Here is a 24,986-nt window from a genome sequence, read left to right on the forward strand (position 1 = left end):
TGGATCAGCGGGCGGCCCACTGCTCAAGCACGGCGCGGTACGGCTTGATGAAGTGTTCTTCGGTGAATCGGCCTTGCTTGACCGCCAGCTGGCTGCGTTCTTCGCGGTCGTAGACGATGCGGGTGGACGAATAGTCCTGGTGCTTCAGGCTGGGCTGGTAGACCTTGCCCGCTACGGAATTGGCGTTGTAGATCTCGGGGCGGTAGATCTTCTGGAAGGCCTCCATCGTGCTGATGGTGCCGATCAGTTCCAGGTTCGAGTAGTCGCCCAGCAGGTCACCCTGGAAGTAGAACGCCAGTGGCGCGACGCTGCCTGGCGGCATGAAGTAACGCACCTGCAGCCCCATCTTGTCGAAGTACTGGTCGGTGGGGGAGAACTCGCCTTGCCGATACTCGACGCCCAGGATGGGATGGTAGTTCTCGGTGCGGTGGTAGGTCTTGCTGCTGGACACGCTGATGCAGATCACCGGCGGCTTGCTGAAGTGCGCACGGTAGGCGTCGGACGCCAGGAAGTGCTTGAACAGCTTGCCATGAAGATCGCCGAAGTCTTCGGGAATGCCGAAGGTGGCCTTGCCTTCGTTGCTGGCGGGCAGCACGACGCTGAAATCGTAGTCGCGGACGTAGGAGGAGAAATTGTTGCCGACGATGCCTTCCGTACGCACGCCGGTACGCGTGTCGACGATGGTCGGCCGCAGCACCTCGATCAACGGGAACGTATCGCTGCCGTCGCTGCCATCGATGTGCATCTCCACCGAGATGATGTCCAGCTCGACCGCGTAGCGATCCGCGCTGGGGTTGTCCCAGTGCGCCAGATCGTTGAAGCGGTTGTTGATCATGCCGAGCGTGTTGCGCAGGTTTTCCTGGCGGGATTCGCCGCGGGCCAGGTTGGCGAAGTTGGTGGTGATTCGCGTGCCGTCAGCGGGCTGGTAGTCCTCGTTGAAAGGAATACGGGTGATGCTGAAGGTGAAGTTCTCGGTCGTCATGGGCGGCGTTCCGGGTTGCGGGGGTGACATCCGAATGCAGGTCGCTGGCATTCGGCATTCAGAGGACTGCAGCGGCCTCGGTAACGGCAGGTGCTGCACGATGGGAGAGGGCAAGCAGGGGCATCGCTCGCTGCACCGCCAGCCGCGCCCGCTGCATCAGGGCCTCGTTCTGCACGCAGCCGTCTGCGAAATCCTTGTCGGTTGCGTAGACACCCAAGGGCAGCGTTCGCGCCTGGAAGAAGCTGAAAAGCGGTCGCAGCTGGTGGTCGATCACCAGCGCGTGGCGCTCGCTGCCCCCAGTGGCGGCCAGCAGGATCGGGGTATCGACCAGCGCGTCCTGGTCGATGAAATCGAAAAAGTGCTTGAACAGGCCGGTGTACGAACCGCGGTAGACCGGCGTAACCACCACCAGCACATCGGCACGCTCGACAGCGGCCAACTGCCGCTCCACGGTTTCGGGCAACTGCGAGCGCCGGAGCGCACCGGCCAGTTGTGGCGCCAGTTCACCCAGTTCAATCAGGTGCTGATCGCAGGGGACGCCTTCGCCGATCAGGTCCAGCAGGTGCTCGGCCAGGGTCGCGGCCCTTGAGGGGCGCTGCAGCCCGCCGGAAACGGCGACGATACGGAGGGGGCGGGTCATCTCTTCGCTTCAGCAGGGGAGGGGCTGCTTCGGGTTGACCTGCAGGGGCGCAGTCCTGCGTGCCGGCTGGGTAGCCGCGCTGGCAGGGATCCGAAGGCATGAGCCGATGCTAGCCAGCCCTTCCCATGACGTAAAATGGTATTACTTCACCAATCCATGAGTGAGATTCATCGTCATGTTGGAGCGGATCCATCTCAGCATCGTGCAGCAGGTCGAACAGCAAGGCTCGCTGACCGCCGCCGCCGGTGTGCTGAACCTGACCCAATCAGCCCTGAGCCACAGCATGAAGAAGCTGGAGCAGCAGTTGGGCACCAACGTCTGGTTGCGCGAAGGCCGCAGCCTGCGCTTGACCCAGGCGGGCCAGTACCTGCTGGCGGTGGCCAACCGGGTGCTGCCGCAGCTGGACCTGGCCGAGGAACGGCTGGGCCAGTTCGCGCAGGGCGAGCGTGGCGCGCTGCGCATCGGCATGGAATGCCACCCCTGCTACCAGTGGCTGCTGAAGATCGTCTCGCCCTATCTGGCCAGCTGGCCCGACGTCGATGTGGACGTCAAGCAGAAGTTCCAGTTCGGCGGCATCGGCGCCCTGTTCGGCTATGAAATCGACCTGCTGGTCACGCCCGACCCGCTGTTGAAGCCGGGCCTGAAGTTCGTCCCCGTCTTCGATTACGAGCAGGTGCTGGTGGTGGCCAAGGGCCATGCGCTGGCGTCGGTCGAGCACGTCAAGCCCCGCCAGCTCAGCCAGGAAGTACTCATCAGCTATCCGGTGCCGTTCGAGCGGCTGGACATCTACAACCAGTTCCTGCTGCCTGCCGGGGTCACGCCCCGGCGCCACAAGGCCATCGAAACCACCGACATCATGATGCAGATGGTGGCCAGCGGTCGCGGCGTGGCCGCCATGCCACGTTGGCTGGTGGAGGAATATGCAGCCCGCATGGACGTGGTACCGGTGCGTCTGGGTGCGAAAGGCATTCCCAAGCAGATCTACCTGGGCGCGCGTGAGGCCGATACCGGTATCGATTACCTGCAGGCGTTTGTCGAACTGGCACGGAACAGCTCCACAAGCGCCGGCAACCTGCCTGGAGCCGGCTGATGTCAGCAGGCGTTGGCCGCATGGAGCCACTGGCGCAGACCTTCGTCAACGCCTTTTCATTGGAAGTCAGTGCCAAGGCCATGCCTGCGTTGCGCGCCGAAGCCGCCCGCATTGCACGGGGGACGACGATCTCCATTCCCTACCTGCCGAGCGAGGACGATGCTGCGCGACTGGCCGCGGCACGCAGGGTGCGCGAACTGGGGTTCGAGCCGATGCCGCACCTTTCCGCACGCCGCATCGGCTCGCGGGCGGCGCTTGAGCACTTCATCGAGCATGCCGTCATCGACGCCGGCATTGAGCGCTGTTTCGTGATCGCAGGCGATCTTGCCACGCCTGCCGGGCCGTTCGCCGACAGCACATCGATCATCGAGAGCGGCATTCTCGAGCGCGCCGGCATCAAGGTCGTGGGGGTGGGCGGGCATCCGCAAGGCCATCCGGTGATGACCAGCGACGAGAGGTGGCGCGTGCTTGAAAACAAGTGCCAGCGTATCGAAGAGCGAGGCATGGCACCGCTGGTCATCACCCAGTTCGCATTCGACGCCGGTATCGTTCTGGCCTGGTTGAATGAACTGCGCGCCCGTGGCATCACCCATCCGGTGCTGGTGGGCGTTCCCGGGCCGGCCAGCATCGCGCGGCTTGTACGCTATGCGGCCATGTGCGGCGTCGCTGCAAGCACCTCGATGCTGTCCCGCTACGGCATCTCCATCGGCCGCCTGCTGGGAAGAGCCGGGCCGGATATGTTCGTGGATCGCTTGGTAGAGGGCTTGACCGAAGCCCATGGGCAGGTCAGCCCGCATCTGTTTCCCTTCGGCGGTATCGCACCGACCATGGAGTGGGTGGAGCACTACCGGATGCGCGCAGGCGATGCGCACACGACCGGCTCACCTGTTGCCGATGAACCGTCATGACACGCATGGGCCTGTCATGGCCGATCACTGCACTCCTCACCCAGCCATTGGCAGAACGCCTGCACATCGGGGCGGTCCTGAGCCATCTCCCGACGGATCAACCAGAATGCGTAACGGTTCTCCAGCTCCAGGCTGAAGGGTTTCACCAGCCTGCCTTGGCGGAGATCGTCCTCCACCAGCGGCGCCACGCCGAGCGCCACGCCATGGCCGGCCACCGCCGCTTCCTGCGCAAGATAGATGCTGGGGAAGACCGGCCCGGCGCTTGCGTTGACGTTGATGGCGCCGGCAGCCTCCAGCCAGTGTGACCACGCCGGCACGCCGGGGCGGTCCGTGGCACTTTCATCGTGCAACAAGGTGCAGTGGCGCAGATCATCAGACCGCTGCAGCCGGCCAGCAGTGCCGGCCAGCAGCGCGGGCGAGGACACAGGGAATACCGGCGCCTTCAACAGCAGCTCAGCGCGCACGCCGGTGTAGTTGCCTGCACCGTAGCGGATGCCGACATCGAATCCTCCGCGCAGAAAGTCGGCGTGTTCATTGCCGGTGTCGATGCGCACCCGGACATTGGGGTGCGCATGGTGAAAGCGATGCAGCCTTGGGGCCAGCCATTTCGCGGCGAACGACTCCATGGTTGTCACCCGCAGCTCGTGTGGTGCGCGCGTCCTGGCGCGCTCCAACGCCAGGTCCAGCTGCCCAAGTAGATCGCCGACCGTTGTTGCCAGCGCCGCGCCGTCTGATGTGAGCGCCACGGCGCGGTGATTGCGCTGGAACAGGCTTACGCCCAGATAGGCCTCGAGGTGTTTGACCTGATGGCTGACCGCAGCCGGGGTGACGAACAGTTCGCGCGCCGCCTGATTGAAGCTGAGGTGGCGGGCAGCCGCTTCGAACGTGCGCAGCGCATTCAGTGGGGCAGTGGGGCGGGGTTTCACGGGCACCATCCAAAGCAGGGGCCCTGTCATCGTAGCGCATGAATTTTTCTAACGCGAAGCGTAGAACTACTCGTTTGCCGGGTGCCGCATGAGCTGGTGATGATGCCGATCCTCCCACCCGGAAAGCCCGCCGTGCGAATTCAGGAGCTTGCCCCAGATGTGCTGATGTTCGTCGGTGACCAGATTGAATCGGTCGCTACCGCCTTCGTCAACGGAGACCAGGTGCTGCTGGTGGACGCGTTGGGCAGCGAGGAGGATGCCGCCTGGTTGCGGGACGTACTGCACGGGCAGATGGGCAAGAGGGTACGACTGGTTGCCGCCACCCATTTCATGAGCGACCACATCTGTGGCATGACGCTGTTTCCGGAGGCGCTGACCCTGGCGCACCGCCATCACCGGCATGCCTTTCTTTCGCAGAACCAACCGGTGGCATCACGCTACCGCGATCCCGATATCGTGTTCGACAATCTCGCCATGCGCTGGGGGCGCCACCAGCTGCGCTTCCTGTACAACCCCGGCAAGACGATGGACCACATGAGCGTGGATGTGCCGAGCGCCGATCTGGTCTGCGTGGGCGACAACATCGTCGGCAACATCGTCTATCTCTCCCGGTCGGACCCGGCGCTGCAGCGCGCCGCCATCGGCCGTATCCAGCAGTTCGGGCGCAGCAGGGTGGTCGGCGGGCATATCGGGGTCTTCGATGCGGCGGTGCTGGGCAATGCACTCCACTACCTGCAGCGGATGCAGGAGATCGTCGTGGATATCCGGCTGCGAACCGCGCCGACGGAAACCACGGCGCTGATGGCAGCCATCAGACTGGAGGATTGCATCGCGTCGGGGGTAACGCCGACGGCATTCGAACGAGAATGGCATGGACACAATCTCACGGCGATCGTCGCGCAGTCGATCTTCTCCCTGGATGCTGCGCTGGCAGCAAGGGAGCAGGCCGCATGAAACACGATGCCATCAACGCACCGGCGCTGGGCAGTCGCAGACGCTTCCTTGCCCGTTGCGCCGGTGTGGCCGCTGCTGCGCTGGTCCCTGCCGGTTCCGCTGCGCCACCGGCGGAGATGCGCAGCCTGCGGGCCCAGCGATTGGCGTGGGCCGGGGTGCGGCTACAGCTACCGGAGAGCACGCTGCTGATTGATCCGCTGGTGAATCCCGCAACGTGGGGCAAGGCATTGCCGGACCGGCTGGTGCCGGTGAACGATGTGCTGGGCGAAAGCCACGTGCTGGTCACCCACACCCACTCCGATCACTTCGATGCCGATGCGGTTGCGGCGGCGCTCAGCAAAGGGGGAACACTCGCATATCCAGCCGGCCTGCGGCCCATGCCGCTACCCGCAGCCGCACGTGCACGGCCGAGCGCGCTGTGGGAGCCCCAATTGCTGGGCGACTTCACTGCAACGCCGGTACCGGCATCGGACGGCTACGGCGATACGCAGGTTTCCTGGGTGGTAACAGCGGGCGGCCGACGCATCTTCCATGGCGGCGACACCCAATGGCACGGCCATTGGTGGCGTATCGGGCGCCAGTTCGGACCGTTCGATGCGGCCTTCCTCCCCATCAATGGCGCCACGTTCGGCTGGCGCGAGCCCGTAAGTGGCCAGCCTGGCGTACTGACGCCGGAGCAGGCGGTGGCAGCGGCGGCAATCCTCGGCGCACGCACGCTGGTGCCCATTCACTATGGCATCAGCGGAATGGACAACTATGCGGAAGTGGACGACCCGCTCGGGCGGCTTCGCAGGGCAGCCGGTGACCGTGCCGTGGCCGTGCAGGTCGTCGAGCCGGGCGCGTGGCTGACATGGCCGGCGTAGTCCCGTATCCGCGCCTGAATCATTCCTGGCCCTGGGAGAACCCATGAATCGAACACACTGCATTGCAACCGCCGTCGCGCTTTCTTCTTTCTCCATGGCCGCCCTGGCGGCGGAAACCACCAGCCCCAAACGCCCCTCGGTCGAGCAGCTGCAGAAGGTGATCGTCAGCACCTCGCCGCAGACCCGCGTGGATGCTCCCGACAAAGAACGCATCACGGCGCGGCGGATCGATATCGTCGACGAGAACGGAGTGATCCGGATGACGCTCTCGGGCCAGACGCCACCGCCCATCATCGATGGCATCCAGTACAAGCGAGCCTTCAATGTGGCGGGCATTGTGCTGTACGACCACAAGGGGAGCGAGCGCGGTGGCTTTGGAACCGCAGACGTGGAGGGCGGCATGGCCGTACTGGCGCTTGACCACCCGGCCATGGATGCAATTGGCTGGCGTGTGTCGCCCGACGGCGACGTTCGGTTCTCGATCAACCAGGCGCCGCCGCTGATTCGCGAGCCGCGGCTGGACAATCGCCTGATTCCGGGGGTGCAGACGCCAACACGCATCGAGATGGCGGTGGCTGCCGATGGCACCCCTGCCATCGCGCTGAACGATCAACAGGACCGCGCCAGGCTGCGCCTGACCGTAACGCCGGAAGGCTACGGGGCCATCGAGTTCCTGGACGCGCAGGGCAGGGTGATCCATACCCTGGCGCCCGAAGCCCATCGGCAGTGATGGCAGGTTGTCACTGACGCAGCAATCGCCCAACTACCATGGAGCCGGCATGGACACTGAAATACGGCAGCTCGAAGAAGCGCTGCGCATCGCGATGCTCACCAGCGACGTGGCCGCGCTGGATGGCCTGATTGCAGACGCCCTGATCTTTGTGGGGCCTTCGGGCGAAGTGTTTGGCAAGCAGGATGATCTGGCCCTGCATCGTTCAGGGCGCCAGAAGCTGAGCATGGCCGAATGGCAATCGGTGGAGATTGCCCTGCATGATCAAACCGCTGTTGCACTCACCACTGCGGCCCTGGCCGGAACCTTCGATGGCGCAGCCTTCTCTGGCCGCTTCAGGTACTGCCGCTTCTGGGCGAAGACGGCCGGTGTCTGGCAAGTGCTGGGCGGCTCGGTTGTCGCTCTGCCCGCAGCAATGGAGACAATCGCCTAGACAGTCGGCGGTGGTTCATGGCCCGGAGTGGACGTTGTTCTCCGCATCCTCCATTCCCGGGCTCACCCGGCGGCCGATGTCCTTCAGCCTTGCCAGCTGGTCGACCATCGACGGTGCATCGTCCAGGCTGCCGACAAAGGTCCACAGGTAGGTCATCACCGCATAGACGTGGCCAGGGGTCACGCCATCGGTCGTGGCGAGGCGGCCGATGGTCAAGGCAAACAGCACCGCAGCAGCCGCGCCGACCACCACGAAGGCACCAGCCTCGCGATCGGACAGCAGGATGCGCAGTCGCGACAGGGTGCGGTAGTGGCGGCGTAGTACCGACGGGCCGACCCGGTCGACCAGCCGGATTTCATGCTCCAGCCGGTTGTTCAGGCGGCCGTGCAACTGCTCGTTGCGGCGAGCGAACGAGGGCAGCAACACCAGCGCACCGAGCAGGGCGATGAGGCTGGCGGCCCCAACCAGGGGTTCGATTGCCAGCAGCATCGCCGCCGCGCCGAACATGGAAACGAGCGCAGTGGCGATGATCGGCACGTGCTTCTCGAAGAAGTCGACGAACTCGCGGGCCAGTACCACGCGCGCCGCCGAGGTGGAGGTGGCCTGGCCAAGGCGCCGCTGCGCCTGCACCACGTTTACGGCCAGATCGGCGTAGATACGGGTGAAGGTGCGTGTATCGACCGCACGGCGGGCGGCGCCTACCAGCCAGAACAGCAGCACCACGCCGGCGTAGGGAATGGCATGGCCGACGTTGCCACGGATGATCGCGTCCACCGCGAAGCCGGCGAACAGCGGATAGGCCAGCAGCAGCGCATTCTCCAGCGCCACCAGCGAAAAGGTGCCGGTGAGCTGCCAGGGGTAGGTGCGCAGGATGGCTTTCAGGGTGGCGGCCGCATTCTGCTGGCCGATGCTGCCGGCTGCGACGGCCGGATCGTGTGGGGGCTTCATGGGGACCTGGGCAGATCGAGGATGGGGCAGGGGATCGATGGAGGCATTTCCCCTGATCGCTGCCAGTATCTGCAGTCCTTTGGAGGGAGCATGGAGGAGCGATGGAGATTGCGTGGAGATGCTGGCAGCGTTCAGCGACGGGCGTGCACCGGCCAGGGGAGCTCGACCCGGGGCGAGGCTCGGCATCCATCGGCAATCGAGCCCCTGCCATCGGGTATCTTAAGGGCCCTTTTCCCACCTCCCTTCAAGCGCCTACGCATGCATGCGAATCCGATGACTGTTCGAAACAGGCGATGGCTCGGCAGCTTGGTCGTATTCGCGGCGTTGTTGGCGGCAGGCTGCGCCAGCGAGAAGGCCGCAACGAAGGATCTCGGGGCGGAGATCGGCGAAGTTGCCGCGACGCTGATCCAGCAGCCGCTGCTTCATTCGACCTCGATCGGCGTCGTGTACCGGGGCGAGGAATTCGTCCGTCATCGCGGCAACATGGAAACCGGCAAGCCTGGCCCTCCAACCGATGCGACCCTCTACGAGATCGGCTCGTTGAGCAAGACCCTGGCCGGCACCCTGATGGCCAATGCCGTTCTGGAACACAAGGTCAGTCTGGACGACGACGTCCGGCAGTACCTGCAGGGGGACTATCCGAACCTGCAGTACAAGGGCGAGCCCATCCGCATCCGCCATCTGCTGTCGCACACCAGCGGCCTGCCGAACATGCTGCCGGAACGCGCGAACACGGTGTTGGAGGACTTCACCGATCATCGTACGCCCAGCGAACTCAACACCCTCTATGCACACTACGGCAAGGCTGATTTCTTCAAGGATCTGCACGCCGTCGAGATTGACCGGGCACCCGGCAAGGACTACGCCTACTCCAGTGCCGGAACGGAACTGACAGCGCATATCCTGGAAACCGTCTACAACAGCGACTACGAGTCGCTGTTACGCGGATTCCTTGGCGATTCCGCGGCGATGACGGGTCTCAGAATCAGACTCAGCGACAGCGAAGCGTCCCGGCTTGCGGTCGGCTATCACAGCGACAACCCGATACCGACCACGCCGATGCCACAGTTGCCGTGGGGCGCCTCCGGGAACGTGAAGGCAACTGTCCCGGAAATGGTGAAGTACCTCAGGTTCCAGCTGGCCAACGGGCCTGTGGTAAAGGAGTCGCATCGCCCTCTGGTCACGTTCGATTCGGAGTTCAGCATCGGCTACTTCTGGAACATCGTTTCCGGTGACCAGCTGAAGGGCGTCTACCATGCGCATCATGGTGGCGTACCGCGGTCGCAGTGCTACATCTACATCGTGCCCAAGTACGATCTTGGCATCTTCATCATCACCAACCAGAGCGGCGACCAGACGGCGCGCGCCATGGAGGCTGCGATCGATGCGATGGTCGAAAAAATCGCCGCGCGGGAAGCTCTCGCTGGCAATGATGTTTCCCGATAGAGAGGGTGTTTCCCAGCTGTCCGGTGTCGTGCCGAACAGTGTTGGCACCCCAGGCAGGAGCATTGCGCATTGATCACCCGTACGTTGAACAGGATTCTACTGCTCGCAGGCTTGGGGCTTGTCATTGCCCCGAACGCCCCGGCAGCAGAATCGATCCGCAGCACCGTTCCCAAGCAGGATGAAATCGATCAGGCGCTGGCACTCGTGTCCTGCAAGGCGGATCGCACCGCATTCCGGGTGTTGGCCCATCAATTGCGTGACATCGCAACCCGCGGGAAGCCATCGGCCGGCTGGCAGCCGATCGCCGGCAAGGGTGGGGGTTACAGCAACGCACTGGGCGACATGCCCGGCGTTGTCGCGGAAATGAAGCTTCCAGCACCGGCTCTGGTCTTCGGTCATCCGTCCCCGCGGCTGATACTGTCGCGCAGTTCCGTGGTGGCTGTCTTCGATGCAGCCCTTGCTGCAGACCTCGCCAAAGCGCTTTCCCTCGATGGGCCGGGGACGCAGGGCGAACGCGGAGGAATGCGGGTGGTCCAGTCAGCACCCGAAGCCGACGGCGATGGCATCGAAGTGATGGCACTGGTGGCCCAGCGCATCGAGGCCGACCCGATGCCGATCGCCGTGGCCGGGTGTCTGTACTTCACCCGGTGAAGTGCGCGACGTTCTCATGGACGGGGGTCCTTCCTGGTTCCCGATCTTCGCTCCGGGGCTGTGAACAGGGGGATTCGAGGGCGCGAACCAATCTCGAAATCCTGCGCACGTACGGCCTGTTCGATCCGCAGGAATGCGAGGCTCGCCTTGCGCGGTGAACACTAAACGTCTCGGCGCGTCCCGGTTTCAGTCGTGGTTTCCATCCCTTCGTCGGCCACCACGGGAATTGGTCGCGCGTCCATCAGCAGTGTCGATGCGTTTGGCTAGGCTGGATTGATCGACCCCAAGGATGAATGCTTACGATGAATCGCTGGCTCTTTCTGCTGCTTGCCGCGCTCCCGTTCGCTGCCGGGGCCATCGTCATCCGTGATGATGTCGACGATGGCAGGTACCGCATCGAACGATCTGACTTCCCGGCGCTGGCGGACATGCCAGGAGAGGGGCACGGCGTTCTCATCGCCCCGCGTTGGGTGCTGACCGCAGCGCATGCAGCGCCGATGGAAGGGATGGGAGCAACGATCGCGATCAATGGCAACGCGTATGGCGTTGAACGCGTATTCCTGCATCCCGGCTACCGGAGGATGCCCGAGGCCCTGGGCAAGGAGGCGATGGCAACAGGAAGTCCTTCCCGGATCCATGCCTTCCTGGCGGCCTCGGATGACATCGCGCTGATCAAGCTTGCCGCGCCGGTGACCGATGCCACGCCCGTGGCGCTGTATCGGGGTTCAGCAGAGGTCACGCAGGTCGCCGTCCTGATAGGGAAGGGCGCCACCGGCAGCGGTGCGGTTGGCCAGTTGCCGGATGCGCCGCACCGTACATCCCTGCGGCGGGCCCACAACACGATTACCGGCGGCAATCAGCGGTATCTCTGGTACCGGTTCGATCCGCCGCCGCAGGGCCTGCCGCTTGAGGGCGTACTGGGAAGTGGAGACAGCGGTGGTCCGCTTGTGGTCAACGACCACGGCACCTGGCAATTGGTGGGACTGGGGTCCTGGATCACGGCCGTACCCGAGCATGCCCTTGAAGCGGGCTTCTATGGGCAGATGGTCCACAACGTTCGCGTGTCACGCTACGTCGACTGGATCGAGGCCGTCATGCGGCAGGGGGACGATAGCCTGCCGCCCAGTAAAACCGGACGCGCCAATGGCTCACTTGGAAATGGACGTCCGTAACAGGTTCGATCGTGAAATCCCGCACAAACTGGTCTGAAGCGGAGCGCGCGCAGATGTGCCGCGCTCAGCGCTCAGCGCCCAGCGCATGTCGCTGAGGTGGCCCGCGGGGCGGGCACCCGCCACACCTGTTGACCCTCCTCGTCATTGCCCACGTAGAACGCGATGCGCCCATCCTCCTCGCGGCGAAGCGTCGGACTGAACGTGATGGTGTCCATTTCGCCGCCCTTGCCGATGAAGCGCATTTCACCGCCGCAGACAAAGTTCGAACCGGCCTGCTCTCCCAGCGCACCACAGTTCAGTGGCGAGGATTCGGCGCGGACCAACGGCTTTACCCGAGGCTGGATGCGCCCCTGGTCAGCCAGCTCGCAGAAATGGTCGGCGATGGTGTTGCGCATCTCGGCCTGTGAGGGCATCCATGCGGGGCAGCGGGACGCGTCGTCCTGGCAGCTGCTGGCCGGGGCGGTGGAGGCGGGCAGGGTGGACGGTGCTGCGATCGTCCCGGAAAGCGGGAGCAGGGAAGCTGCGATGGCAAGCAACAGGCGAGTGGAGACGGGCACGCGTATCTCTGGTCAGTTGAGCCAGGCATCGTAACGCAGGGCGCTGGCCATCATTCTCCTGGCGTCCCCGGCGGCAGGCTGTCATCACGCTCGTACCAGGATGGAAGCTCCAGCGCGTGGCTTTTGAGCATGGCCTGGATGCACGCGTGCGCCTGGCCTCTTTCTGCGTGCTCGCATTGGTCCAGAATCTCCGCAGCCAGCGTTTCAAACTGCGGCCAGAACTGCGCTGGATGGCGCGACCGCGCCAACCAGTGCATCAGCATCTCGGCCAGCGCATCAAGCTGCACCTGTATTTCAGGGCGCACGTTCATCCCGGGGCCGCACCCAGATCAAGCGCGACGCGGTAGTGATGGCCGTCGTCGCGCAGCAGGACGGTGAGGTCCGGCTGCAGCACGCCATCCACGTGCAGCGTGGGCTGGTCCTGCGCAGTGCGGGTCACCACGAACTCGTAGAAGCTGCGGCCGAAGCGGTAGCTCAGTTCGAATGACGGCCAGTGATCGGGCAGGCACGGTGCCAACGAAAGACGATCGCCCTGCCGACGTATGCCCAGCAGCGATTCGACCAGCAGGCGATACATCCAACCGGCCGAGCCGGTGTACCACGTCCAGCCGCCTCGCCCGACGTGCGGAGGCACGGCGTAGACGTCGGCTGCCAGCACATAGGGCTCGACGCGGTAGGTCTGGATCGCCTCCGGGTCCAGCGTGTGACTGAGCGGGTTGATCATGCCGGCCAGCTCCCAGGCACGCACCGCATCGCCCTGCTGTGCGAATGCCATGGCCGCCCACACGGCCGCGTGGGTGTACTGGCCGCCATTCTCGCGCACGCCAGGTACGTAGCCACGAATGTAGCCGGGGTCTTCCGGGGTCTGGTCGAAGGGCGGATCGAGCAGCTGGATCAGCTTGGCGTCCTTTCGCACCAAGTGCGTGTACAGCGAATCCAGCGCCTGCGAGGCACGTTCAGGCGCGGCGACGCCTGACAGCACCGACCAGCTCTGCGAAATCGAATCGATGCGGCATTCTTCGTTCTGTGACGAGCCCAATGGCGCGCCGTTGTCGAACCAGGCGCGGCGATACCATGCCCCGTCCCAGGCATGCTGTTCCAGGTTCTGGCGCAGGCTTTCGGCCTGCTGTCGGCACCACTCCGCACGCGGTGCATCGCCATGCGCGTTGGCCAGCCCGATGAAGCGGCGGAGCGTGTCATGCAGGAAGAAGCCGAGCCACACGCTTTCACCGCGCTGCTGGTCGCCGACGCGGTTCATGCCGTCGTTCCAATCCCCGCTCCCCATCAGTGGCAGGCCGCGCTCGCCGAGCAAGCGGCAACCGCGCTCGAGCGCGAGCACGCAGTGCGCATACAGCGTGCCGCGTTGCGTCGAAGGCGTGGGCATGTCGTAATACCCCTCCTCTTCGGGTGTCACCGCGCGCCCCTCGATGTAGCCGACCACTTCGTCCAGCACGCTGGCGTCGCCGGTAACCTCCAGGTAGCGGCATGCGCCCTGCGGCAGCCAGAGGTAATCGTCCGAACAGCGGGTGCGCACGCCGCGACCTTGCGGAGGGTGCCACCAGTGCATCACGTCGCCTTCGGTGAACTGGTGTGCAGCGCATAGCAGCAGGTGCTCGCGGGTCAGGTCCGGGCGAGCGTGCACGAGGGCGAGCGCATCCTGCAGCTGGTCGCGGAAACCGAACGCACCGCCTGATTGATAGTAGCCACTGCGTGCCAGGTAGCGGCAGCCCAGCGTCTGGTAGACCAGCCAACCATTGGCCAGTGCGTCCAGCGCCGGGTCTGGCGTGCGCACCTGCACCGTGGCCAGCACGTTGCGCCAGTGGATGCGCACGGCGTCCAGCGCATCGATGGCTTCATGGGCGCCCTGGCGGCTTCGTGCCAACGCCAGCGTTTCCTTGCGGTTGCGCCCGGCGCCAAGGCGGAACGTCGTTTCGCTGCGGTCGCCTGCAGCCAGCAGCAACGGCACCTGGATCGCCGCGCAGGGATCCAGGCCCGCACCCAGCCGTGAATCCAGGCGCTCGCGACGCAACGCCGCCGGTGCGTGCAGGCTGCCGTTGCGGCCGATGAACTCCAGTCGGTCACAGGTCCAGCCGCAGCCATCGGCATCGGTGTCGAAGAAGGCCATCCGGCCGCCGAAGTCGGTGCTGTAGGTGTTGCGCGCCAGCAGCGCGCCGCTCTGCGGGTCACGTTCGGTGAGTACGTGCATGCGCGACTTCGCGCGCAGGTCACCCATTACCCATTCAACGTAGCCGATGGCCGACAACCGCCGTGGCCGGCCCGACAGGTTGTGCAGCCGCAGGACCGAGAACTTCAGCGGCGCGGCGACGTCGACGAAGACCCACAATTCGCTGGCGATGCCGTCTTCAACATGCTCGTAGACCGTGTAGCCGAAGCCATGGCGCGTACGGTACGCGCCGGTGCCACGGCGCGGCAGCGGCATCGGCGACCAGACACGACCGGTGTCCTCGTCGCGCACGTAGAAGGCTTCGCCGCCAGTGTCCGACACCGGATCATTGAGCCAGGGCGTCAGGCGGAATTCGTGTGCATTCTCGAACCATGTGTAGCCCGGTGCACTCTCGCTGACGACCGTGCCCAGGCGGGCGTTGGCGATCACGTTGGCCCATGGCGCCGGCGTCGGCGCGCCTTCGCGTACCACCACCACGTACTCGCGGCCGTCCTCGCTGAAACTGCCGGTGCCGTTGTCGAATCTGCCGGTGCCGCGGTAGGGAAGGAAAGGCCACGGGTCGTCCACTTCTTCGTCGTGCTCGGCGCTCGGCGGCAGTCCGGGCTCCGGGCCCAGGTCGGCAACGATGGGCAGCCCGGGCGTCGCCTCCATCGACAGGGCCAGTTCCTGCTGCAGCGCCTGCGGCACCAGGGCCGGGATCCGTCGCGGAGGCAACGGCTGACGCCCCACCTGCGCGACCAACGTACCGTCTTCGTCGCTGATGACCGCCCGTGCCACCGCCTGCAACAGAATGCGGTCCTCGTGGGTCATGTTCTGCACCGGCCGCACGAAAATGCCGCCGGGGCGGTCGAGCAGGCCGGTCTCCGAACTGGCGGCCACCATCCCCAGAATCTGGTCCTGCAGCTCCTGCCGATAGCCGGCCTTGCTGTCGTTCCAGATGACCAGGTCGGTGTTGAGGCCCTTCTGGCGCCAGTAGGCATGCGCCTGCACCAGTTGCCGGACCAGTTCCACGTTGTCCGCGTCGGTGACCTTCAGCAGTACGATGGGCAGGTCACCGGAGATGGCATGGCCCCACAACCCGGATTGTCCTCGCTGGTTCTGCTGCAGGACGCCTGCACCGGCGCGCAGCAGCGGACCGGCATACAGCACGTGGCTGGCCAGGCGCTCGTACAGCGATGCCTCGGCCTGGCTTGCGTTGATCTGCCGGCGCACCACCTGGCTGTGTGTCCAGGCCAGGTCGAAGACGCGGTCTGCCAGGCGACGATCACGGTATTTGTCCACCAGTGCTTCGCAACCGCCGCGACTGGCGCCGATGCCATACACCATGTCCAGCTGTACGGTCTGCTCGGGCTCAAGCACCACGCGGACGCGGATGGCCACGATCGGGTCCAGCACCGAGCCATCGGTGCCGGACAGGTCGGCATCGGTGGTCAATGCCTGCGGCGTCCGCGGCGTGTTGCCACGGCCCAGGAAGCGCGCACGGTCGGTTTCATAGGAGATCGCCACCACCTCCGCATCGTGCACCGCCACCAGATGGAACATCCACGGCGGCACCTCGTCGTGCGAACGTGGCCGGCGCGTGCACAGAACCGCCTGCTTTGCGGCCAGGATCTCGCTCTGCACGAAGAGGTTGCTGAAGGCCGGGTGCGCATCGTCGGCCGCGGCGGGTGCCAGCACCACTTCGGCATAGGTGGTGATCTCCACCGTGCGCGGGCGACGGCTGCGGTTGGTCAGGCGCAGGCGCCTGAGCTCGATGTCGTCCTCGGCGGAGATGGCGACCTGCAGGTGGCTCTCGCAGCCGCGGCGCACACCGCGGAATTCCGCCTTGGCGTCAGAGAAGATCGCCTCGTAATTGTCCACTGCCACGCAGGTGGGCTGGTAGGCGGCAGACCAGAACTCGCCGCTGTCCACGTCGCGCAGATAGCAGAACGTGCCCCATGCATCGGTGGTACCGTCCTCGCGCCAGCGGGTAAGCGACAGGTCGCCGTGGCGGCTGTAGCCGCCGCCGGCATGGGTCAGCATGCCGTGGTAGCGACCGTTGGACAGCAGCTGTACTTCCGGGCGCGGGCCACCCGGGTCGCGCAGGACGCGCAGGGACGTCTCGTGCTCGGCCAGTGCCGAGTGCTCGCCAAGCGCTTCGACCTCATGGGGATGGAACACGCCCACGCGCGGGATGCGTTCCTGCAGCAGCAGCAAGGTGGCCTGGAACTCGACATCGGCAAGGAAGCGGCGCTGCATCGGCTGGTCGCGCAGCAGGTAATCCAGCGATAGCAGGCCCATGCCCTGGTGGTGGGCCATGAACGAACGCAACAGGACGTGATCCTGTCCCGGCGGCACCCGGGTGGGCGTGTGGTCGATGGCCTCGTACATGCCGAAACGCCCGCAGAACCCCAATCCTTCCAGCACCTGGAGGTTCTGGCAGGCCGCTTCCGGCGCCACCATCAGTGCCATCATGCTGGCATAGGGCGCGATGACCCGATCCTGCCCAAGGCCGCGTTTGAGCCCCAATCCGGGCACGCCGAACGCCCGGTACTGGTAGTTCAGGCGGGCATCGACGGCGTTGTAGCCGGACTCGGACACGCCCCATGGCAGGTTCAGCGTACGGCCGTAGACGATCTGTGCCTCGACCGCGTGCCGTGCGGTCTGGTCCAGCAGCGTGTCCGGATAGCTGGGCATCACCAGCTGCGGCATGAGGTACTCGAACATCGAGCCACTCCATGACAGCAGTGTCGGCGTGCCGTTGACCTCGGTGAGCATGCGGCCGAGCGCGAACCAGCTTTCCTGTGCCAGCTGGCCCTGCGCAATGGCAACGAACGCGCCCAGCCGCGCTTCGGAAGCCAGCAGGTCGTAGAAGCTGTTGTCGAGGCGGTGGTCGTCTACGTTGTAGCCGATCGAAAGCAGGTTGCGGGTACGGTAGAACAGGAACCCGTATTCCATCAGCGAGAACTGCCCGGCGCGGTGCGCCAGGTCCTGCAGCTGCTCGATGCGCGCGCGCGCGTCCGCGCCGGCCGTGCCGGGCAGAGCGGCCAACTGACGCAGACTTGGCACCGGTGCATCGACGGCCACGTTGGCATCGGCAGGGATATCGGCAAGCGAGGCGTGGGCGGCATGGCATTCGGCGGCGAACAGGGCCGGCCAATGCAGCTCACCGTCCTCGGGCGAGGCCGGTGCCGGCCATTGCAGCAGCAGGTCGTCGGCCAGACCGGCCAGTTCCTGCAGACGGGTCAGCGACTGCGCCGTCCCGACGGGACGGTCGACACGCGTAGACGCCAGACGCTGGCGAAGATGATTGAGCGCCTCGACCAGCGGCGCATCGTCGGCGCGATGACGCTGCCGCTCCTCTTCCAGCACGCCCAGCGTATCGGCCAGGCCATCGAACGTGTGCGGCGCCAACACCGGCGCATCCACCAGCGCGAGCAGGCCTTGGCGCAGGGTAAGCAGGTGGCCGGCAAGGTTGCCGCTGTCGACGGTGGAGACGTAGCGCGGCGGCAGCGGCGCCAGGGTTTCGGTGTCGTACCAGTTGAGGAAGTGGCCGCGATGGCGCGGCAGCTGGTCCAGCGTATCGAACGTGCGGGCGGTACGTTCAGCCACCGCGCCCTGCTGCAGATAGCCGAAATCCCACGCAGACAGATTGGCCAGCAGGGACAGGCCGATGTTGGTCGGCGAGGTGCGTCGCGCGACCACCAGCGCCGGATGCTCCTGGATGTTGTCCGGCGGCAGCCAATGATCCTGCTCGCGCACCCAGGCCTGGAAGAAGGACCAGGTGCGCCGCGCAAGCCGGCCCAGGAACGCCCGTTGCGTGACCGACAACTCGGCCACGCTTGCAGCCGGCGGGCGACCCAGCCACGCCATCAATGCCGGCGCAAAGGTCCACGCCAACAACAAGGGCAGGGCGATCGGCAGTGCCTGCGGACGCACGCCGGCCACCACAGCCACCAGCGCGAGCGCCAGCAGCGAGGCCGGCGCCATCACCCGCCATTCCGCGCCACGGTCGCTGCCAAGGCGGCGCTCGACTTCGCTGGAGGGATTCCATTGCAGCAGGTGACGTCGCGTGACGGCCATGCGCCAGAGCGTGCGCAGCACGGCGTCACTGGCCAGCAGTGCTTCGTAGGGCAGGCACGCTATCTGGGTGGACGCGCGCAGCAACGACTGCAACGTACCGCGCCCGACCTTGATGTAATGCGCTTCCAGCGGGGTGTCTTCCGGAACGCTCAGGCCATCACGCAGCATGCCTATCAGCGGCGGCGCGAACCACAGCGCCAGCACCCACGCGGTCCACGCAGCAGGGTTCCGCGCGTACAGCCAACCGGCTACCAACAGCGCCAGGGCAGCGATCGGCACCACGCTCCGGCGCAGGTTGTCCAGCAACTTGCCGCGCGAGAGCAGGCTGAGCCGGTTGCGTTCCCAACCCGAACCCGGGCGCGGTGTCCACGGCAACAACCACGGCAGCAGCTGCCAGTCGCCACGGATCCAGCGCGCACGGCGCTTGGCATCGGCGGCGTAGCGCTCGGGATAGTCCTCGTACAGGCGCACATCACTGACCAGGCCTGCGCGTGCATAGCAGCCTTCCAGCAGATCGTGGCTGAGGATGCGGTTCTCGGGCAGGCGGCCTTCCAGCGCATGCTCGAAGGCGTCGACGTCATAGATGCCCTTGCCCACGAACGAGCCTTGGTCGAACAGGTCCTGGTAGACGTCGGAAACCATGCGCGTGTACGGATCGATGCCGGGCTCGCTGCCGAACATCCTGGCAAAACGCGAGGTGCGGCGCCGGCCCAGGCTGGTGCCGACGCTGGGCTGCAGGATGCCGTAGCCCTCCACCACGCGTTGCAGCTGCGGATCGAAGCGCGGGCGGTTGAGCGGGTGCGCCAAGGTGGCGACGAACGCGCGTGCCGCATCCCGCGGGAGCTGGGTGTCCGAGTCCAGCGTGATGACGTAACGGACGCCGATCAGGGCCGCCGCGTCTCCGACGATGCGCATGAACGCCGCCGCATCGCCTTGGCGGAGCAGGGCATTGAGCGCGGCCAGCTTGCCGCGCTTGCGCTCGTGGCCCATCCACACACCTTCGCCCGGGTTCCATTGCCTGGGCCGGTGCAGCAGGTAGAAGCGGTCGCCGCGCTCGGGCGCGTAACGATGGTTCAATTCCTCGATCCGTGCCACGGCGTGCGCAAGCAGAGCGTCGTCCATCGGCGCCTGTGCTGCTGGCGCGTCGAGAAAATCCGTCAACAACACGAAGCGCAGCTGGGGATCGCGGTTGGCCAGGAAGCGCACCTCAAGCGCTTCGACCAGAACGTCGATGCCGTCGACGCTGGACAGCATCGAGGGGACCGCGACCACGGTGGCGCACGCGGCAGGAATGCCTTCGCTGAAATCAAGCTTGGGAAGCGGCCTGGGCGCGACCAGCACCGTCGCAGTCCAGTTCACCAGCACGATGCCGAGTTCACTGAACACCAGCAGCCCGAGCAGCGCGGCCAGCCAGACAGGTACCGAGCCGCTGCCGGTTGCCAGCAGGCCGCTGGTGGCCAGCACCGCCAGCAGGCCGATCGGCAGCAGGTACAGCGCAAGCGGCACGCGATGCGCCAGTCGCCGTGCCTTGCGGTGGCGCGGTGCTGCCTCGGCCACCGCCGCAACAGTGGTCTGCAGGCCTTCGCCGACCAGCCAGTAGCCCACGTGCGTGCGTGGGCCGTCCGCCGGCGTAGCCGCCCGTGCCAGGTCCAGGGCGATGGTCGCAACCCGCTCCTCGGCGATGCGGCTGCCGCGGGCAATCTTCTCCACCACGTGGCGGTAGGCATCGCGGGTGCCGAAATCCATCTGCGCATAGACGCCCATGGGGTCTTCCCGCAGCCGCTGCTCGACCACACTCATGTCTTCGACAAAGGTGCGCCAATCCATGGTGGAGAGGAAACGCAGGCTGCCGATGCTGTTGCCGATGGAGACCTGGTCGGCCGCCTGCTGCTGCCCCTCGGCGGCAACCAGTTCGTCGATGCGCTGCCCAGCCGCTGCCGCCCACTGTTCCAGCCACGCGATGGGCATGGCCCACGCGCCGCCGCGCCCCTGCAGCGAGCGCGTCAGCTCGGCGATGAACGCGCCGGTCAGCGGCGGCGCGGATCGCGCCATGTCGGCAACCACCAGGACCACATCGGTAGGGGTGTCGGACGCCGCGCGATTGAGCTGGTCGGCCCACTGCGCAGCCAGGCGGCGGTCGGTCCCATCGCGCATCACCCGCGCGGCCATGCGCCGCAGGTTCTCCAGCAGCGCCAGGCGCAGCATGATCGGAACGGCCCACAGTTCGCCCAGGCTCAGCGGCGCGAGCGACTGGTACGAGGCGATGAAGCGGCCCAGCGTATCGGCGTCAATGCGGCCGTCACCGTGCGCGATCGCCTGCATCGACAGCTCATACACCCGTGGCAACCCGGCCGATGGGCCGGAGGCAAGTGAAGGAAGCTGGCGGCTGTAGCCGCGCGGCAGGTGGCGTCGCGCGGTCTGGATCTGTTCTTCGACCAGGTAGTAGTTGTCGAGCAGCCATTCCCCCGCCGGGGTCACCGGCCGCTGTTCGCGCACCACGCTGCTCAGCAGCGTGTTGGCGTCTTCCAGCACGCGCTCGTTGGCCTGCAGCCGTTCGAGCAGGCGCTCCGGGCTGGGGCGCAACCGCACGCGATGCTGTCGCGCAAGCGCGCGGCCGTACTCCTCCATCTGTTCAACGTTGTACAGCGCGGCACGCAGTGGGCCCTCGGTGGCCTCGATGGCCGGGGCCGACGCCTGGTGCTCACGCCAGCGCCAACGCACACGACGACGCAGGCGCAGCCAGCGGCCAAAAAGACGACGAAGGTGGGGCATAGGTTACCGATGGGGGCAGGGCGCGTCCTGCATGGTTGCATTGCAGGGGCCGTGGTAACTGTGAAGGCCGGGCCCGGTTGGCGTGCTCGCCGCTCAATGCGGTCTGATCCTGAGGCGACCCGGAGTCAGCAAGGCAAGGGTAGTGCCGGCCGCTGGCCGGCAACGCGCCATCCATCGCGCTCCTCGGCTACGATGGATGCCGAGCCTGCTCGGCGCACTTCTTTCTATGTCGAGGCCAAGGCGCGCCCGCGCCGGGTCGCCCCAGGCGAGTGCCCGATGACGCGCTTGTAGGCGCGACTGAAAGCGGCCTGCGACGCGTAGCCGAGGCGCTCTGCCACTACCTCGATCGGTAGGCTCTGGTGGGTCAGCCATTGACTTGCCAATTGCATTCGCAGCTCAGTCACGTACCGCAGGGGTGCGGTTCCAATAACGGTCTGGAACCGATCTGCAAAGACAGAGCGTGAGATGTTGGATTCTGCGGCCAGCGCTTCGACGGTCCAGTCACGCCCGGGGTCTCTGTGCAGGGCAAGCAACGACAGCGATAGACGCGGGTCGCGCATGGCCATGACCAGGCCGGATGCGCCGTCGCAACCGCGCTCGACCCAGTCACGAACGATCATGGCGGCCACTGCATCCGCCAGCCGGGAGAGTATTCCTGCATATCCGATACGTCCGGAGCAGACCTCGCGCTTCATCGCGTCGACCATGGGCAACAGCCCAGGGAACTGCGTGCCGTTGCCATCGGCCAACATCACCGCCGGCATCACCTTGCTCAGCCCTTGCATGCCGCCCAGATCGAACACCATGCAGCCGTGGAAGAGCACTGCGCTCGGCACGGCGTGCGTGCTCGGGCACGTGTCTATGCCGCTCACCGCGTCACCCAGCGGGGCTGCGTCTATCGTTTCCAGGCACTGGACGGGGTGCTCGTCGCCCGACAGCAACGCGTGTTCTTCTCCGCGGGGAAGAAGCACGACATCCCCGGCAGACAGGCGGTGTTGGCTGCCGTCCGCGCCACGAAGAATGGCAGTGCCCACTGCCAGGTAATGGAAGTAGGCATGGCCTGGCTTCGGAGGAAATCCAAGCCCAAAGGTCGGCCCGGTCTGAATGCGTCGGTATTGAACGCCATGCAGCCGCATGCCGGTCAGCAGCTCGCTGATCAGGTCGGTGGGCTGGGATGGAGCGTGGCTCATGAGACGACCCGGGGTTTCGATCAAAAATACAGGTCATGCAATCATAGATCATCCGGGTGTGGCTCCCTAGACTCTCGGCTGCACGATTGCACTGGGATCTTTGATGAGTAATGACGTAGCTGATGCCGCAGACGCACCTGATTCTGTGGCCTGGAGTAGCGGGGAACCTTCTTCGTCGGCATGGGTAGCGGTGTTTTCGCTGGCCATGGGTGTCTTCGGGCTGCTCACGGCCGAATATCTGCCTGCCAGCCTGCTGACGCCGATGGCGGCGGACCTGGGGGTGTCGGAGGCGCTGGCTGGTCAAGCAGTGACGGTCACCGCTGTAGTGGCCCTGTTCGCTGGCCTGCTGGTGCCGCGGCTGACCCGTTCGATAGACCGGCGCCTGGTGCTGTTGAGTTTCACGGGTCTGATGATCCTCTCCAACGCCCTGGTGGCATTGTCGTCCAGCATGGGCGTCCTGCTGGTGATGCGCGTCCTTCTGGGCATCGCGCTGGGCGGTTTCTGGAGCATGGCAGCGGCCGTGGCCATGCGGTTGGTGCCGCCGCAGCGCGTGCCTCGCGCGCTTTCCATCATTTTCAGCGGCATTGCGGTCGGCACCGTGGTTTCCGTTCCTTTGGGGAGCTACCTGGGAGGTCTGCTGGGCTGGCGCAGCGCCTTCTGGGCTGCGACGGCGGTAGGTGGACTCACGTTTGCGTTCCAGTGGTTCACGCTGCCCCGAATGGCCCCGCGCAAGGCGGCAGTCCCAGAGTCTGTGGTGCGGCTCCTGCGCCGGCCAGGCGTTGCGGTCGGCATGCTGGGCTGCGTTCTGGCGCACACCGGTCAGTACTCGCTCTTTACGTACATCCGCCCAACGTTGGAGAGCCTGGGGCAGATGAGCGCGGATGGCCTGGCGCTGATTCTGCTCGGATTCGGTGTGGCGAATTTCGTTGGCACCCTGCTGGCCGGCTGGCTCATGGAGCGCAGCTTGAAAGTCACGTTGGTGATCATGCCCGCCTTGGTTGGCGCAGCCGCGCTGGGCATGCTCCTGTTGCCGGTGGGCGTTGACGGGCTGTCGGCCCTGGTCGCGCTCTGGGGCCTGGCCTTTGGTGGCGTGCCCGTGGCCTGGTCGAGCTGGGTTGCGCGTGCGGTGCCCGATCAGGCCGAGAGTGCCGGCGGGATGGTGGTCGCTGCTGTGCAGTCTTCCATCGCCGCGGGTGCCGCTTTGGGCGGCCTGGTGTTCGGGTTCGGGGGCATTGTTGCCGTGCTCACCGTTGCTGCGGCGGTGATGCTCATCGCGAGCCTGCTCATTGCGTTCCGTGTCAGGGTGAGTTCGGCGACGTTGTCGGCCGGTCCGGTGTTTCACATCTAGCCGTCATCTGTCCTGAGCGTCCTACTGGGTATCAAGCCGGTGATCGACCGGGTATTTTCGTGCGCTGAAGTACCTGAGGCGTTCAGCCGGCGCGGGCAATGCTGGACGCGCTGATCTTGTCGGCCTGGTGTCGCCCCGGACCTCAGGCATCTCGCCTCAGCCAGGCCACCAGCGCCGAAAATGCCGGCGAGGGCTGCCGACGGTTCGGGTAATACAGGTGATAACCGGGGAAAGGCAAGCACCACTTGTCCAGCACGGCAACCAGCCGCCCCTCGGCAATGTGGTCGGCAACCATCGGCTCAGGCGCATACGCCAGGCCCAGTCCATCCAGTGCGGCATTGATGACGTGGATCATGCTGTTGAACACCAGTTGCCCATCACCGCGCACGGTGAATTCCTTGCCCTTCTCTTCGAACTCCCAGGCATAGATGGCGCCGTTCGGGCGATGCCGGATGTGCACGCAGCGATGTTGCGTGATATCGGCAGGCTTCCTTGGCTTGGCGTGCCTCTCGAAGTAGTCGGGGGATCCAACCACCACCAGGCGCCAATCCGGTCCGACCCTGACCGCGATCATGTCCTTGCTGAGCGCCTCACCCAGCCGGATGCCGGCGTCGAAGCGCTGTTCAACCACATTGGTGAAGCCGTAATCGACGTAGAACTCAAGTGTGATGTCCGGATACTCGGCGAGGAAACCGGCAAGGCGAGGGCGGACGATGGTCTCCATGGAATCGTCCGTACAGGAGATACGAAGAGTTCCGGCCGGGCGGTCGCGCAGATCCCCCAGTGCCTCGACGCTGGCGACGATGGCCTCGAAATGCGGTGCAATGGAGCGCATCAGGCGCTCGCCCGCCTCGGTCAGGGAGACGTTGCGCGTGGTGCGGGCCAGCAGGCGGATGCCCAGGCGCTCTTCCAGCAGCCGCATGGAATGGCTGAGCGCTGAGGGCGTAACACCGAGGCGGACAGCTGCCCTGGTGAAGCTCTGCTCCTGTGCCACCACCAGGAAGGCTTGCAGATCATTGGTCTTCACGCCGTTCATGGGCCAATTGTGAGCGCAACTCAATAATGCATCAACTTTCAGCCGGCTTATCGCGGTAGCGGGCGGCGCCTATCGTGGCGACCTGAGTCCCCG

19 protein-coding genes are annotated in these 24,986 nt (G+C 65.6%); 10 read left to right on the plus strand and 9 right to left on the minus strand.

What is annotated here, in order from left to right; genetic code table 11:
* Nucleotides 1-4 precede the first annotated feature (4 nt).
* On the minus strand, nt 5-982 hold the full coding sequence (locus tag BW38_RS19445; RefSeq protein WP_032974723.1) for a DUF1852 domain-containing protein: 978 nt from the start codon (nt 980-982) through the stop codon (nt 5-7).
* Between the two features lie 58 nt (nt 983-1,040).
* Nucleotides 1,041-1,622, minus strand: a complete 582-nt coding sequence (msuE, locus tag BW38_RS19440; RefSeq protein ID WP_025874527.1) for an FMN reductase — start codon at nt 1,620-1,622, stop codon at nt 1,041-1,043.
* 175 nt (nt 1,623-1,797) lie between these two features.
* On the opposite strand from msuE, the gene BW38_RS19435 reads away from it, so the two are divergent.
* Nucleotides 1,798-2,712 carry a LysR family transcriptional regulator gene (locus BW38_RS19435; protein WP_032974724.1) on the plus strand — a complete coding sequence of 305 codons (915 nt, stop codon included), beginning with the start codon at nt 1,798-1,800 and terminating at the stop codon, nt 2,710-2,712.
* Nucleotides 2,712-3,620, plus strand: coding sequence for a methylenetetrahydrofolate reductase (locus BW38_RS19430; protein ID WP_032974725.1), 909 nt, complete (start codon nt 2,712-2,714; stop codon nt 3,618-3,620). The genes BW38_RS19435 and BW38_RS19430 overlap by 1 nt, the downstream gene beginning before the upstream one ends.
* 14 nt (nt 3,621-3,634) lie before the next feature.
* Here BW38_RS19430 and gcvA read toward each other — a convergent pair whose 3' ends face one another.
* Nucleotides 3,635-4,546, minus strand: a complete 912-nt coding sequence (gene gcvA / locus BW38_RS19425; protein ID WP_161763220.1) for a transcriptional regulator GcvA — start codon at nt 4,544-4,546, stop codon at nt 3,635-3,637.
* Nucleotides 4,547-4,645: 99 nt separating this feature from the next.
* Here gcvA and BW38_RS19420 point away from each other — a divergent pair, with 99 nt between their 5' ends.
* The 4 genes from BW38_RS19420 to BW38_RS19405 are packed head-to-tail and all read left to right on the plus strand — an operon-like array spanning nt 4,646 to nt 7,526.
* Nucleotides 4,646-5,500, plus strand: coding sequence for an MBL fold metallo-hydrolase (locus BW38_RS19420; protein ID WP_081794507.1), 855 nt, complete (start codon nt 4,646-4,648; stop codon nt 5,498-5,500).
* Entirely contained in the window at nt 5,497-6,363 is an 867-nt protein-coding gene (locus tag BW38_RS19415) for an MBL fold metallo-hydrolase (protein ID WP_032974729.1), read from the plus strand. Before BW38_RS19420 ends, BW38_RS19415 begins: the two co-directional genes overlap by 4 nt.
* Before the next feature lie 43 nt (nt 6,364-6,406).
* Entirely contained in the window at nt 6,407-7,093 is a 687-nt protein-coding gene (locus BW38_RS19410; protein WP_032974730.1) for a hypothetical protein, read from the plus strand.
* 49 nt (nt 7,094-7,142) lie between these two features.
* Nucleotides 7,143-7,526, plus strand: a complete 384-nt coding sequence (locus BW38_RS19405) for a nuclear transport factor 2 family protein (protein WP_032974731.1) — start codon at nt 7,143-7,145, stop codon at nt 7,524-7,526.
* Between the two features lie 15 nt (nt 7,527-7,541).
* Here BW38_RS19405 and BW38_RS19400 read toward each other — a convergent pair whose 3' ends face one another.
* Nucleotides 7,542-8,474 (minus strand): ABC transporter six-transmembrane domain-containing protein, encoded by a 933-nt coding sequence (locus tag BW38_RS19400; RefSeq protein WP_032974732.1) that lies wholly within the window; start codon nt 8,472-8,474, stop codon nt 7,542-7,544.
* Between the two features lie 273 nt (nt 8,475-8,747).
* Here BW38_RS19400 and BW38_RS19395 point away from each other — a divergent pair, with 273 nt between their 5' ends.
* From BW38_RS19395 to BW38_RS19385, 3 genes are all read left to right on the plus strand, one after another.
* Nucleotides 8,748-9,920, plus strand: a complete 1,173-nt coding sequence (locus tag BW38_RS19395; protein ID WP_152543255.1) for a serine hydrolase domain-containing protein — start codon at nt 8,748-8,750, stop codon at nt 9,918-9,920.
* Between the two features lie 69 nt (nt 9,921-9,989).
* Nucleotides 9,990-10,571 carry a hypothetical protein gene (locus tag BW38_RS19390; protein WP_152543256.1) on the plus strand — a complete coding sequence of 194 codons (582 nt, stop codon included), beginning with the start codon at nt 9,990-9,992 and terminating at the stop codon, nt 10,569-10,571.
* 302 nt (nt 10,572-10,873) lie between these two features.
* On the plus strand, nt 10,874-11,743 hold the full coding sequence (locus BW38_RS19385) for a trypsin-like serine protease (RefSeq protein ID WP_051584870.1): 870 nt from the start codon (nt 10,874-10,876) through the stop codon (nt 11,741-11,743).
* 71 nt (nt 11,744-11,814) lie between these two features.
* On the opposite strand, the gene BW38_RS19380 is transcribed toward BW38_RS19385, so the two are convergent.
* The 4 genes from BW38_RS19380 to BW38_RS19365 all read right to left on the minus strand — a co-directional run bounded on the left by BW38_RS19380 (nt 11,815) and on the right by BW38_RS19365 (nt 22,509).
* Entirely contained in the window at nt 11,815-12,300 is a 486-nt protein-coding gene (locus BW38_RS19380) for a hypothetical protein (protein WP_235189874.1), read from the minus strand.
* A 50-nt stretch (nt 12,301-12,350) separates the two neighbouring features.
* Nucleotides 12,351-12,611, minus strand: coding sequence for a hypothetical protein (locus tag BW38_RS19375; protein ID WP_025874540.1), 261 nt, complete (start codon nt 12,609-12,611; stop codon nt 12,351-12,353).
* Complete coding sequence (locus BW38_RS19370) at nt 12,608-21,319, minus strand: glycoside hydrolase family 94 protein (protein WP_081794509.1); 8,712 nt, start codon at nt 21,317-21,319, stop codon at nt 12,608-12,610. The genes BW38_RS19375 and BW38_RS19370 overlap by 4 nt, the downstream gene beginning before the upstream one ends.
* A gap of 224 nt (nt 21,320-21,543) precedes the next feature.
* Nucleotides 21,544-22,509 (minus strand): AraC family transcriptional regulator, encoded by a 966-nt coding sequence (locus BW38_RS19365; protein WP_032974735.1) that lies wholly within the window; start codon nt 22,507-22,509, stop codon nt 21,544-21,546.
* A gap of 190 nt (nt 22,510-22,699) precedes the next feature.
* Between BW38_RS19365 and BW38_RS19360 the strand changes: the two genes are divergently transcribed.
* A complete protein-coding gene (locus tag BW38_RS19360) occupies nt 22,700-23,857 on the plus strand; it encodes an MFS transporter (RefSeq protein ID WP_200867491.1) in 1,158 nt (385 codons plus the stop codon).
* A gap of 142 nt (nt 23,858-23,999) precedes the next feature.
* On the opposite strand, the gene BW38_RS19355 is transcribed toward BW38_RS19360, so the two are convergent.
* Nucleotides 24,000-24,893, minus strand: coding sequence for a LysR family transcriptional regulator (locus BW38_RS19355; protein ID WP_032974737.1), 894 nt, complete (start codon nt 24,891-24,893; stop codon nt 24,000-24,002).
* Between the last annotated feature and the right edge of the window lie 93 nt (nt 24,894-24,986).

The sequence above is a fragment of the Stenotrophomonas sp. RIT309 genome (assembly GCF_000632045.1).
In the GTDB taxonomy this organism is placed as follows: Bacteria; Pseudomonadota; Gammaproteobacteria; order Xanthomonadales; family Xanthomonadaceae; genus Stenotrophomonas; species Stenotrophomonas indicatrix.